11 protein-coding genes and 1 pseudogene are annotated in these 12,129 nt (G+C 43.5%); 6 read left to right on the top strand and 6 right to left on the bottom strand.

Annotation, left to right across the window (positions count from 1 at the left end; all coding sequences use genetic code 11):
- Nucleotides 1-39: 39 nt before the first annotated feature.
- Nucleotides 40-1,827: a sigma-54-dependent Fis family transcriptional regulator gene (locus tag F0251_RS10605; protein ID WP_171730947.1), complete on the bottom strand. Its 1,788-nt coding sequence runs from the start codon at nucleotides 1,825-1,827 to the stop codon at nucleotides 40-42.
- Nucleotides 1,828-2,154: 327 nt separating this feature from the next.
- Here F0251_RS10605 and F0251_RS10600 point away from each other — a divergent pair, with 327 nt between their 5' ends.
- The gene (locus tag F0251_RS10600; RefSeq protein ID WP_171730946.1) at nucleotides 2,155-3,675 is read left to right on the top strand and encodes an aldehyde dehydrogenase family protein; all 1,521 of its coding nucleotides are present in this window, start codon (nucleotides 2,155-2,157) and stop codon (nucleotides 3,673-3,675) included.
- Between the two features lie 148 nt (nucleotides 3,676-3,823).
- Here the strand turns inward: F0251_RS10600 and F0251_RS10595 are convergent, their stop codons facing one another.
- The 5 genes and pseudogenes from F0251_RS10595 to F0251_RS10575 form a co-directional block, all read right to left on the bottom strand.
- Nucleotides 3,824-4,561: an NUDIX domain-containing protein gene (locus F0251_RS10595; RefSeq protein WP_171730945.1), complete on the bottom strand. Its 738-nt coding sequence runs from the start codon at nucleotides 4,559-4,561 to the stop codon at nucleotides 3,824-3,826.
- Between the two features lie 187 nt (nucleotides 4,562-4,748).
- Nucleotides 4,749-5,150 (bottom strand): hypothetical protein, encoded by a 402-nt coding sequence (locus F0251_RS10590; protein ID WP_057622999.1) that lies wholly within the window; start codon nucleotides 5,148-5,150, stop codon nucleotides 4,749-4,751.
- Between the two features lie 186 nt (nucleotides 5,151-5,336).
- The gene (locus F0251_RS10585) at nucleotides 5,337-5,669 is read right to left on the bottom strand and encodes a multidrug efflux SMR transporter (RefSeq protein WP_008218062.1); all 333 of its coding nucleotides are present in this window, start codon (nucleotides 5,667-5,669) and stop codon (nucleotides 5,337-5,339) included.
- Nucleotides 5,670-5,817: 148 nt separating this feature from the next.
- Nucleotides 5,818-6,657, bottom strand: a complete 840-nt coding sequence (gene fghA, locus F0251_RS10580) for an S-formylglutathione hydrolase (protein WP_061033058.1) — start codon at nucleotides 6,655-6,657, stop codon at nucleotides 5,818-5,820.
- A gap of 166 nt (nucleotides 6,658-6,823) precedes the next feature.
- Nucleotides 6,824-7,886, bottom strand: a pseudogene (locus tag F0251_RS10575) (S-(hydroxymethyl)glutathione dehydrogenase/class III alcohol dehydrogenase).
- Nucleotides 7,887-8,208: 322 nt separating this feature from the next.
- Between F0251_RS10575 and F0251_RS10570 the strand changes: the two are divergent.
- From F0251_RS10570 to F0251_RS10550, 5 genes are all read left to right on the top strand, one after another.
- A complete protein-coding gene (locus tag F0251_RS10570) occupies nucleotides 8,209-8,553 on the top strand; it encodes a multidrug efflux SMR transporter (protein ID WP_171730944.1) in 345 nt (114 codons plus the stop codon).
- Between the two features lie 124 nt (nucleotides 8,554-8,677).
- Nucleotides 8,678-9,238, top strand: coding sequence for a Crp/Fnr family transcriptional regulator (locus F0251_RS10565; protein ID WP_171730943.1), 561 nt, complete (start codon nucleotides 8,678-8,680; stop codon nucleotides 9,236-9,238).
- Between the two features lie 103 nt (nucleotides 9,239-9,341).
- A complete protein-coding gene (locus F0251_RS10560) occupies nucleotides 9,342-10,133 on the top strand; it encodes an EamA family transporter (RefSeq protein ID WP_239931147.1) in 792 nt (263 codons plus the stop codon).
- A gap of 332 nt (nucleotides 10,134-10,465) precedes the next feature.
- Nucleotides 10,466-10,906 (top strand): N-acetyltransferase, encoded by a 441-nt coding sequence (locus tag F0251_RS10555; protein WP_171730941.1) that lies wholly within the window; start codon nucleotides 10,466-10,468, stop codon nucleotides 10,904-10,906.
- A gap of 375 nt (nucleotides 10,907-11,281) precedes the next feature.
- Nucleotides 11,282-11,926: a glutathione S-transferase family protein gene (locus tag F0251_RS10550; RefSeq protein ID WP_171730940.1), complete on the top strand. Its 645-nt coding sequence runs from the start codon at nucleotides 11,282-11,284 to the stop codon at nucleotides 11,924-11,926.
- The last annotated feature ends 203 nt before the right edge of the window (nucleotides 11,927-12,129 follow it).

The following is a 12,129-nucleotide window of genomic DNA, read 5'->3' as shown; positions in this document are numbered from 1 at the left end:
GATAATGAAAGGGCAGGTTATGATCTCCTGTTTTCATTATTAGAGAATGCCTAAGCTTTTTAGTTTTCGATAAATCGTATTACGGCTGATACCAAGTATGCGTGACGTCTTACTGATGTTGCCTTGGTTGGCTTGATAAGTTTGCAACAAGGTTTCTTCAACGGTGCTTCTTAAATCGTTACTCGCTGTACCTTTTATGGCATTAGAGGTTGTCGATTGGTGGTGATTATCATGCGCTAACGACGTGAGGTGTTGAGCTAGATGGCTGGGCACATGCTCGAGTGTGAGTTGTGGTTCGTCGTTTGCCAGTAAAGTGGCGACTTTAAGTAGGTTGTCTAACTCGCGGATATTACCCGGCCATGAATAGGAGCATAGCAACCCCATCAAATGCGGGCAGATTGTTTGCTCATCTTCAGCGTATTTACGGTGAATGTTTTCGATTAAAGCGTGTTTATCTTGTCTCTGTTGCAGGCTTGGTAAGGTAAACGCCAAGCCATTTAGGCGATAGTACAAATCTTGTCGAAACTCTCCAGTTGCGACTAGCTGCTCAAGGTTTTTATGTGTTGCGGCGATGATCTGACAATCGACTTGATAGCTCTGATTGGAACCTACAGGCACCACGGATTTGTCTTGCAGAACATGCAGCAATCGACATTGAGCCTCTAATGGCATGTCGGCGATCTCATCTAGAAACAGAATTCCCTTATCTGCTTGGCGGATCTTGCCTTGGAATCCTTTGTGGCTCGCGCCAGTAAAAGCCCCCGGTGCGTAGCCAAACAGTTCAGATTCGATAAGATCTTTCGGTAGTGCACCACAATTCACTGCGACTAAGGGCGACGATTTACGCTGGCTTTGCTTGTGTAACGCCTTAACAAACTCGCCCTTTCCGACACCTGTTTCACCAAGGATTAATAGGCTAATGCCTTTATCGAGAACCTTATTGGCCTGTTGCCAAGCGTGCTCTATCTGTTGTTCACCATGGTGTAAATCACACGACGCTGAAATAGAGCGTGTGCGCTTGGCTGTTGGGCGTTTTAGGTGCTGTTTTTCAAACACAAAGGGCGCATCTATTGAAGTTCGGTTGAAGAGGGTGTCGATACTCTCACCGACGATCGAGGTTTGATCTAAAAGTTGTGAAGCGACCTGATTATGCGCGACTACCTCACCTGCTTCATTGGCTATCACAATCCCTTGCCAACCACTATGAAGTAGCGATTTCTCACATGCGAGATCAATGCGAGTCGTGCCTTGTGGTATATGGCTCAATAACTGATTCTCAACAAGCTGAACCATGTTTTGAACGAGCAGTTGCACCGAACTATCGTGTTGCTGCTGCTCACTGGTAATGTCCAATACGCCAACCATTTGCCCTTGATGATCAAACACTGGGCTTGCTGAACAACTGATAAATCGATGCTGGTGGATGAAGTGCTGCTCACCAATGATGGTTACAGGTTTAGCTTCCACGATCGCCGTGCCAATGGCGTTGGTCCCTTTGAGTTGTTCCTGCCAACACGCTCCAGAGCTGAGTGCAATCGAAGTCAGCTTTTCCTTGAATCTCTCTTGTCCCCAACTAGCCAGAATCACCCCTTCAATGTCGGTCAAGATCAAACGACTGTCGGTACGTGCAAACATCTGGTTAAACAGAGGCAGTGCATTGCGCTCGACGATTTGAATCAAGCTCGATGATTGATGACGTCGCTGCTTGAGAATTGATTGTGGCAGGCGAATATCTTCGGGAAGACGTCTCTGTTTCAGCCCCGCTTCGGTGCTGCGGTGCCAAGAGGACGAAAGCCAATCTGAGGTGTTTGCTTGTTGAAGGTGCATGACTGTTCCATGTCGTAACAGTGAGAGTGTACCAAATTGGAACAGTTGAACACTGGATTGGTTTCCATACGGCCGTTCAATGCCAACTCACTTTGGATTGTAAATGTTTGGCAATCATAGTTTTACAATTTATTAACAACAAGTTTTAAGGTTGTGGCGTGTGATTTGCGTTGTTCTTGTTGTGAAGAAAACACGAATTATCAGTGTTTTAAACAGAAAGCATAAACATAGGCGTCTTGTCATGAGTTCTTTTCTCAAGAGAAGTAGCCACAAAAATAAGACAGCTCTCGCTCAATAACGAACAACACATCTAAGAAGGATCTAATTATGATTTACGCACAGCCGGGTAGTGACAACGCAGTAGTGAACTTTAAAGCCCAATACGATAATTTTATTGGTGGCGAGTGGGTGAAGCCTGTCAGCGGCGAGTATTTTGATAATACGTCTCCCGTGAATGGTCAGGTGTATTGCCAAGTGGCGCGCTCAACCGAGGCGGACATTAGCTTAGCACTCGATGCGGCGCATGCAGCTCGTGCGAGTTGGGCTGCGACCAGTGTGACAGAGCGTTCGAATATCCTACTTAAAATTGCTGACCGCATTGAAGCGAACCTAGAAGAGATCGCAGTCGCTGAAACGTGGGAAAACGGCAAACCAGTTCGTGAAACTCTGGCGGCAGACATTCCGTTGGTTGTCGATCACTTCCGTTACTTTGCGGGTTGTATTCGAGCGCAAGAAGGCAGCGCAGCCGAGCTCGATTCAAACACTGCAAGCTACCACTTCCCAGAGCCAATTGGCGTAGTAGGGCAGATCATTCCTTGGAATTTCCCGATTTTAATGGCGGCTTGGAAATTGGCCCCCGCACTGGCAGCAGGCTGTTGTGTGGTGATGAAGCCAGCTGAGCAAACACCAACATCGATTTTGGTGATGATGGAGAAGATAGCGGATCTCCTGCCTGCAGGTGTGGTCAACATCGTGAATGGTTTTGGTAGCGAAGCAGGTCAAGCGTTAGCAACTAGTGACCGCTTGGCTAAATTGGCGTTTACTGGCTCAACAGAAGTCGGCCACCATATTTTGAAATGTGCGGCTGAAAGCTTGATTCCATCAACCGTTGAGCTTGGCGGTAAGTCTCCAAACATCTACTTCCCAGACATTTTTGATTATGAAGATGAGTACCTAGATAAGTGTGTAGAAGGCATGCTGCTGGCGTTCTTTAACCAAGGTGAGGTGTGTACCTGTCCATCGCGTGTGTTGATCCACGAATCGGTCTACGACAAGTTCATCACCAAAGTTGTCGAGCGCGCTCAAACCATCAAGCAAGGTAACCCATTAGATACTGACACTCAGGTTGGCGCACAAGCCTCTCAAGAGCAGTTCGATAAGATTCTAAGCTACCTAGAGATTGGCCGCCAAGAAGGCGCGAAAGTGCTAACTGGTGGGGAAATCGCGCAGCAACCGGATGATCTGGGTAATGGTTACTATATCCAACCAACTATGCTCGAAGGCAACAACAAGATGCGTGTCTTCCAAGAGGAGATCTTCGGCCCTGTTATCGCAGTAACCACCTTTAAAGACGAAGCCGAAGCGTTGGAAATTGCCAACGATACCGAATATGGCTTGGGCGCTGGCGTTTGGACTCGTGATGCAAACCTCGCGTACCGCATGGGACGCAACATTGAAGCGGGGCGTATTTGGGTGAACTGCTACCACGCTTACCCAGCACACGCGGCGTTTGGTGGTTACAAGAAGTCGGGCATCGGCCGTGAGACACATAAGATGATGCTCGATCACTACCAAAACACCAAGAACCTGCTGATCAGCTACGATACTAATCCGTTAGGCTTCTTCTAATACAGGTTCGTTCTAAAAGTATGAGAATGAATCATGGATACAAAGAATAACTAACAACGCAGTCGGCTTGATCAAGAAAAATAAAAAGTGAAAGTAAAACCAAAACGCCCAATTCATTAGAGTTGGGCGTTTTTATGTTTGAAGTATTCTAGCTTTTCGAAAAGAAGACCTCTGGCTTATGGTTCGGGCCATAGTTGCCTTCTAGTTGAGTCAGCTCTAATCCTTGTTTGCCTATCAAAGAGCCGACTAACTGGCGGTTGAACGGGTAGCTGTCGGGGTTGTTAATATACTCTTCAACATCAATCCATTTGGCTTCTGCAATTTCATCAGTGTCTTGAATCTCAATCTCTTGAGTTTGAGCTATAAGGTGGCAAACAAAGTAGAGGTTCGATTTACCAAATTGATATGGGTGGCGCGTTGCCATGCCAACCACTGAAACGAACGTGGCTTCTATGCCTGTCTCTTCCATTGTCTCTCGAACCACAGACTCTTCAATACCCTCGCCAAGTTCAATGTGGCCACCAGGTAGTTTATAGCCTGTCATACCATGCTCTTTGATCATCAGCACTTGATTGTGTTTGTTGGTAATCAATGCGCCAGCACCCAAAGTATGGGTAGGGATGAAAGGTACAAATTCGACGATTTCGGATTTGTGGATCAGCGTTATCTCGTCTTCTAAACAGTTGTGGAACACAAAGCCGAGTTCAGTTGCTACTGGGATTAGATGCGACAGTGAAATAGGTAAACTGATCCAGATAATGCCTTTGTTATTTTGCTTTGAAAACTCGGTGATTTCGCTGAGCTCAGCGTGGAATGAGTCGGCTCCGTGTGGTGCTGTCAGCGGGTCGATGATGATGCCGTTAAATTTGTCGAGCGTAAATTCCACGGGTGGTCCTTTATTGTTTTGATTTATTGAGAGCCTTTTATAGAGCGAGCTTATAACAGATATAGAGGTTATGACACCCGAAAAGGCGGTGACATGGAGATTGCTGGAGAAAGCGGTAGGTAAGAAACAAAAACTGCGCTTGGAAACCAGAGCGCAGTTTTAAAGTTGGAGTTATTTGAGTTCGACTCTAACGAATATAGTTTGCATTAATACTCACGTACCAGTGCTGAAGCTTGCCGTCCGATTTTTTGATCCACAAATCGTTAGTGTAGCTTTCGATCTTGCCGTTAACAGTTAGGCTGAATGTGTTCTCATCGAACTCACCAAGTTTTACGAACTGGTCTGTCGTAATTAGAAACGGATCCATGTCATCTACGCCAACCACATCTGAAATCACATAGTAGTGGTAAGTCAGCGGCTTGCTCGCATCATTCGGATTGCTGCGATATGCCACAAGCTTGAATGGTTCCGTTAATGGAACGTCGAGCGTTTGCTTGTCCATGGTCGCTGGAATCGGAATAAATAGCCAAGCGGTAAATAGACCGCTCAATAAAACCATTAGGAAGAAAAGAGTCTTAATTGCTTTCATAGCAACCTTCAAAATAGGTGATGTTGAAGGCGCTATGGTAACAGGTTTGATTTGTCGATTGTAAGAGTATGAATAAGTGAAGGCGGCACCACTCTGTTAGGAAATTTGAACAAATTGACTCACTGTTCATAATTTGTGGCTTGTAAATCTGAACGGGTAAGCCCCTTACGACAACTCATAGTTCAATTAATGAGCGTGGCCTTGTGATAGGTTGATCAACATGACGCCTGCGGCAACAAGCCCCATGCCAATCCAAACTTTTGTGTCCAGGTGTTGGCTGTAAACGAAGGTCGAGATTAAGCTCACTGTCAAAATGGCTAATCCAGCCCATAGAGAGTGCACCACACCAACAGGCATCCCCTTCATCGCTTGGCTCAAAAATAGAAACGCTGCCAAGTGCCCTGAGATCACCAGCAATGCGGGCACTGGCTTAGACAAACTAAACCCGTCAGTGGCTTTAAGTGCAACGTGAGAAAGTGCTTCAGCCATTACGCCCATCATCAAGAAAAACCAGCTCATATTCGTACCTTTATCTTTGTATTGTTGTGTTGGTATAGCGTTGGAGTTTAAAAGTGTTAATCGTTGTTTAAGATAGTTGCAGCCAAACAGCAGGCACAAAAAAGCCCACACCTCACGCTTTTGCAAGGTGTGGGCTAAATAGGTGTTGCTACTTGTTTAGGTAAGCCGCGTGGAACTCAATGTGCTCATCAATAAAGCTAGAGATGAAGTAGTAGCTGTGGTCGTAACCAGGCTGCATACGTAGCTCTAAATCAGCATTGGTTACTTTAGCGGCTTCAACTAACTGTTCAGGTTTCAGTTGTTCAATTAGGAAGTTATCCGCTTCGCCTTGGTCAACCAACATTGGCAGTTTAGTGCCTTTGGTTTTTAGAAGCTCAGAGGCGTCGTACTGCTTCCACTCTTCAATATCTAAGCCTAGATATTGGTTAAATGCTTTTTGGCCCCAAGGACATTGCATTGGGTTACTGATTGGGCTGAACGCAGAGATAGAACGGTAGCTATCTTCGTTCTTAATGCCAATCGTAAGGGCACCGTGTCCGCCCATGCTGTGACCAGAAATTGATTTCACTGATGTCACAGGGAAGAAAGACTCAATCAGTGCAGGAAGCTCTGTTACCACGTAATCGTACATGTGGTAATGGCTGTCCCATGGCGCTTGAGTAGCATTCACGTAGAAGCCTGCACCTTGGCCTAAGTCGTAGCTTTCATTGTCAGCAACGTTCTCACCACGTGGGCTTGTATCTGGTGCAACAATAGCGATGCCTTGCTCAGCCGCAGCTTTAAATGCGCCGGCTTTTTGCATAAAGTTTTCATCGGTACAGGTTAGGCCTGATAACCAATATAAAACAGGAACTGGGTTTTCTTTGCTTGCATTGGGTGGCAAGAAAATCGCGAAACGCATATCGCAGTCAAGCGTTGCAGAAAAGTGGGTGTATTGTTTGTGCCAACCACCAGCAACCTTTGCTTGGCTAATGTTTTCGATTGTCATTTATTGTGCTCCGTAGGTTGATGGTTTCGGAATTTATGTATTTGTTTTCTATAGCTTAAGCTAGAGGTTTCACCACCCACCGGGCAGGAGGTGGTGAAGACAGTTTCGCTCTGATTTTTAAGTCAGAACTGTGGTCTCGACACCTAGGTGCCGAGACCAAGGAGAATTATCTGTCCATGTGTAAAACAGTACGGATAGACTCGCCTTTGTGCATTTACGATTTCTGGAAGCTCAGAGCGGCCTTTAACACCACCGAAAGCAGAACCACGCCATACACGACCTGTTACTAGTTGGAACGGACGAGTTGAGATCTCTTGACCTGCACCAGCAACACCGATGATTACAGATTCGCCCCAACCTTTGTGACAACATTCAAGCGCCTGACGCATCACGTTTACGTTACCAATACATTCGAAAGAGTACTCAACACCACCGTCTGTCATCTCAACGATAACGTCTTGGATTGGCTTGTCGTAGTTCATTGGGTTGATGCAGTCAGTCGCGCCAAGTTGTTTCGCTAGCTCGAATTTGCTCTCGTTGATGTCAACACCGATGATGCGGTCAGCACCAGCCATGCGAGCACCAATGATTGCAGAAAGACCGATACCACCAAGGCCAAATACAGCAACGTTGTCGCCTTTTTCAACTTTAGCTGTGTTTAGTACCGCGCCCATACCCGTTGTAACGCCACAACCTAGAAGACAAACTTCTTCAAGTGGTGCTTCTTTACTTACTTTCGCTAGTGAGATTTCTGGAAGTACTGTGTACTCAGAGAAAGTCGAACAACCCATGTAGTGGAAGATTGTCTCACCATTGATAGAGAAGCGGCTTGTACCGTCTGGCATTAGGCCTTTACCTTGCGTTTCACGAACCGCTTGGCATAGGTTAGTTTTACCAGATTTACAGAATTTACATTCGCCACACTCTGCTGTGTAAAGTGGGATAACGTGATCGCCAACTTCAACACTTGTAACGCCTTCGCCGATCATTTCAACGATACCGGCACCTTCGTGACCAAGAATAGAAGGGAAGATACCTTCTGGATCGTCACCTGATAATGTGAATGCGTCAGTGTGACAAACACCAGTAGCAACGATGCGAACAAGAACTTCACCTGCTTTTGGCAGTTCAACGTCAACAGTTTCACGTTTTAGAGGCTCACCCGCTTTCCAAGCGACCATAGCTTTAGATTGGATATGAGTTTGACCAGGTTTGATTTCGATAGTCATTGGATGCTTCCTTTATATGTCAGTACAGCGGATAACTTTGCAATTAAGTTCAACTCGTTAAGAGTAGTCGAGCTTAATTGTTTCCGCTCTCTCGTTTTGTTGGTGCTAGTATATGTGCGGTCACAGGTTTTGATAATCCCCTTAAATAGAAAATGATTATTACCCATGTGTAATAATTAATGGGATTTGAAAGGCTAGTGAAAGGAAAGGTGTTGCTAAGAGAATCTATCGAGACTCTAAACAGTAACTAAGTAGAAGGGACATTTATTGGAAATAAATAGAGCATAAGCTTGCCGCCTCTTTTCTAGTTGTAGGCTTGAACATGCTTTTTTCTCTCCCACCTCCTGTAATGCTATCACTCGCCATCGTGCTTGAAGTTGTTGCCACTTCTCTATTACCTAAAACGCAGCAGTTTACTTCTCTACCCGCCACTGCCGCAGTATTAATTGGCTACGGTTGTGCTTTCTATCTATTGTCTCTAGCGGTGCAAACCATGTCTTTGGGTGTGGCGTATGCGATTTGGTGTGGGGCAGGGATCGTGCTAGTCGCAGCACTGTCTTGGTTGGTCTACGGGCAAAAGCTCGATATTTTCGCGATCATCGGCATCGCTTTGATTCTGGCAGGTGTGGTGATTATTAACTTGTTTTCGAGTTCGGTGAGTCATTAGGGGCTAACTCGCTTTTGCCCCTATACAAGTTAGACATTATTGTGGTTAACTTTCGTTTCTATATGAAAGGGCTTATGTGTAGGGTAATGCAAAGCCTACCATTCAAGGGAATATTGTAGGTAATATGAAAAATATAGAATCCGTATGCTCATTTTTTGAAGGGCTAGGTATTGCTCATCCTGAACGTTATTTTTCTACGTTTTCAACTTCATTAGTCGATGAATCTTGTGTATTGCTACGTCAAGGCGAAGAGCAGACCCATGCATTCTATTTGGTCTCTGGTATCTTGAAGGCCTGCCATTATTCCGATTCAGGAGTAGAGCGATGTAAGGAGTTTTATTTTCCACAAAGCCTTTGCATACTTTTTTCGAGTTGGATAGAGCATCGAGAGTCTAGCTATCAAATTGAATCATTAACTAAAGTAGAATTCATTAAAATCCCAATGAGTATGCTTAATTCTCAAGGATGGGTTAACACAAAAATTCAGCTTCTAGAACAGCAACTGCTTTATAAAGAAAAAAAGGAAAGTTTTTTTCTGCTCAATACACACGAAGAAAGATATAAGCATCTAGTTAACGATTTTCCTCATTGGGTCAAACACTTAACAAGCGTGGATATTGCTAATTACATGGGGATAAGCCCTGTTAGTTTATCAAGAATAAAAAGCCGCATTAACAATTGTTAATTAACACCATTGAATTTCAATAGAACATAGAACCACTATTCTTTACTTAGAGAACTCTATTTTGTGGGTTTTATTTTCTCTTTTATCCGCTGCTTTTTTAACCATGAAGGATGTCTCATTAAAACAGTCGACATCTAGATTATCAGCAATACAATCTACAGCGGTAATGTTGCTCATTCTTTGTCCTATTTGTCTATCCTGCATATTCATTCTCGAAAAGGTGAACTACGACGTTGATCTAGTGATAATGATGTTATCGGCTGCCACGCTTGATGCTGCTGCTATGACATTTTATCTCTTAGCTTTGCGCAATGGCTCCTTAGCCAAAGTAATTCCTCTTTTATGCTTTGTTCCTGTATTTCAGCTAGTTTTAAACTTTGTTTTCTACAATGAAGTCCCTTCCTTGCTTGGATTCATGGGAATAATTTCCGCGATCTTTTTTATATTTTATGGTGAGAGTTTAAACCTAATACGCATAATAAAAGATAAAGCAGTAAACAGCATGATATGTGTCGTTCTGCTTTGGTCACTTAGCTCAATCATTCATAAAGATGGTTCTGGTCAGATTGGAGCTGTTAATTGGACGGCGCACATATGTTTAGTCATGTTCTTATATTATTTGCCTTTTCTGCTCAGAATACGGGTATCGATTATAAATTTAAGTGACTTTTCTTCTTTAATTGTCCCCGCTCTGGCTCACCTACTAACTTTACTGACATTTTATCAAGCTGCTTCGCTAGGAAACGTTGCTTTTGTATCTTCACTAAGACGATTTTCGACTGTATTTTCAATTTTGATTGGTTGGTATAAGTACAATGAGACTGTAACAAAGAGACTCTGCATATCGATATTTGGGCTAATAGCGTCAGCTTTAACCATTACACTTTTCGGTTAATCGTATGACAACTATCAGGGAGTTGGTTCTAGCTTTCGGATATCATCCCTCTGAGATGTATCCTTAATGTTTGAAACGCCTAACTCAAAATTGCCCCAAAGTGTGCTTAGACCGCATGAAGTTATCATGAGAACTATTTTAGCAACAGCTTGTTGGGAAATTGTCCAACACTTATTTTTGCAGAGGGCTAGTAAAATTTAGCGTATCAATTCATGTTATGCAGAAAAATCAGTATTTAGTGATGTAGGTTCAGAGCTGTAGATCTGAAATCATCGTTAGTTATAATAAAAAGTATTGTTACTAAATTAAGATGTTAGAAAGTTTAGGAAAATATGGTGTTAGAATTAAGAAAGTCGGTAATATCAGAAGCCAGTGCTTTTGTTGAAATGGAGTGTTCCTCTGATACAAAAGGCTTTGTTATTCCTTATTCAGTAGAAAAGCATGTAAGTCTAATAGAGAGTAATGAGGTTGTTTATTTGTCTCTATACGACGAAAATGAGTTGTCTGGCTTCATAATTTTGTCGCAAGAAAGTCAAGATACCGTTGAGTTTAGGAGAATTGTTGTTGCTTCCAAAGGAAAGGGGCTTGGTCAACTCGCAATTAAAGAGATGGAACAGTATTGTGCGGAACACTTGAATTGTTCAAAAGTTTGGTTAGATGTATTCGAATCAAACTCAAGAGGAATACATATTTATCAAAAGCTGGGCTATACGCAATTTAAAGAAGCGCTCTATGAAGGTAGGAGCTTGTTATTCATGGAAAAAATTCTCTAACAAACGTTTAAAGCTCAAGATATTTTTCTAATGGTCACGGAATGAGTTAGAGCTTCGACCCTAACTCACTTTTGCCCACTTTTGAGTTGGCCACGATGGCTAACTCAAAATTGCCCAAAATCGTTCAGAGCTAATACTCTACACATTTAGGGGGCGTGCGTTTACCCTACTAAAAGTTATTCGATGGAGTTGATAATTGTTCATTCTCGTCATTAGGAGACATCTTGCAGTCTAACTTCCCTTCATGTGGTATAACTTATTGATTATCAGTTGAGTTGATATTAAAAAGACTGCACTATCGAAGTATGAAAGACGACTATGTGTTGCCTAATAAGCGTTATGAGTACCCCAAGAATTACAGGCAAGGAGCCTAATTTGTTCAAGCTTTACTACTACCCAAATAACGCGAGTTTGGCTCCACACTTTCTATTGCAGCATGTGAAAGCTGACTTTGAATTGTTGTTGGTAGACAAGAATGCTCAATCCCACAAAAAGAAAGACTATCTCAGATTGAATCCTGCGGGTCGTATTCCAACTCTGATTGTCAATGGGCAGGCGGTTTTTGAAAGTGTTGCGATCTGTATTCATATTTGTGAATTACACCCTGACTCAGGGTTAATGCCAGCATTGGGTGATGCCAAGCGTCCTTTATTCTTTCAATGGTTAGCATTTCTTAACAATACGCTACAGTCAGAATTAATGATTCGCTATTACCCAAAGCGTCACACAACTAGTGAATTAGGGGCTTCAGATATAGTCTCGGCTCAAAACTCTCGCATTATGGAAGTGTTATCCATTCTTGATGAGCAACTTAAGCAACATGAATACTTAATCGGAAATGAGTTAACTGCATGCGACTACTTTCTGTTCATGTTGGCAGGGTGGCTACCAGAAGAGGCGCATGTGGAGAGTTGTCAGCACTTATCGGATTATCTGAAACGTCTCTGTCGCAATCCAGTAATAAGATCAGTATGTGATTTTGAGGGGATTGATCTCACCCCCTTTGAGTCATACTCATAACAAGGTATTTAAGAGTGATTCGCGACGCTTGGCAGTTTTGCTTCGCTCAAGTATAGTCAAGCGCTGCTCACATATATGGTCTCCCCCAGTTTTGCAAGTCAGCAGTATGATTAAAAGCGCAGGTTAACTTCCATATATACGGCCTGTTGAGCGGCTATTGCCTTGGCCAAGATGAGGAAGTCGAACACGAAGTCCTAATCACC

This window comes from Vibrio sp. 070316B (assembly GCF_013114115.1).
In the GTDB taxonomy this organism is placed as follows: domain Bacteria; phylum Pseudomonadota; class Gammaproteobacteria; order Enterobacterales; family Vibrionaceae; genus Vibrio; species Vibrio chagasii_B.
The sequence above is the reverse complement of the archived record's forward strand: the minus strand, read 5'-3'. Positions and strand labels throughout refer to the sequence as shown.

Excerpts from the sequence above, each read along its gene's own strand:
- F0251_RS10605 (WP_171730947.1), bottom strand. The coding sequence starts at position 1,827 with ATGCACCTTCAACAAGCAAACACCTCAGATTGGCTTTCGTCCTCTTGG.
- F0251_RS10600 (WP_171730946.1), top strand. The coding sequence starts at position 2,155 with ATGATTTACGCACAGCCGGGTAGTGACAACGCAGTAGTGAACTTTAAA.
- F0251_RS10590 (WP_057622999.1), bottom strand. The coding sequence starts at position 5,150 with ATGAAAGCAATTAAGACTCTTTTCTTCCTAATGGTTTTATTGAGCGGT.
- F0251_RS10585 (WP_008218062.1), bottom strand. The coding sequence starts at position 5,669 with ATGAGCTGGTTTTTCTTGATGATGGGCGTAATGGCTGAAGCACTTTCT.
- fghA (WP_061033058.1), bottom strand. The coding sequence starts at position 6,657 with ATGACAATCGAAAACATTAGCCAAGCAAAGGTTGCTGGTGGTTGGCAC.
- F0251_RS10570 (WP_171730944.1), top strand. The coding sequence starts at position 8,209 with ATGCTTTTTTCTCTCCCACCTCCTGTAATGCTATCACTCGCCATCGTG.
- F0251_RS10565 (WP_171730943.1), top strand. The coding sequence starts at position 8,678 with ATGAAAAATATAGAATCCGTATGCTCATTTTTTGAAGGGCTAGGTATT.
- F0251_RS10560 (WP_239931147.1), top strand. The coding sequence starts at position 9,342 with ATGAAGGATGTCTCATTAAAACAGTCGACATCTAGATTATCAGCAATA.
- F0251_RS10555 (WP_171730941.1), top strand. The coding sequence starts at position 10,466 with ATGGTGTTAGAATTAAGAAAGTCGGTAATATCAGAAGCCAGTGCTTTT.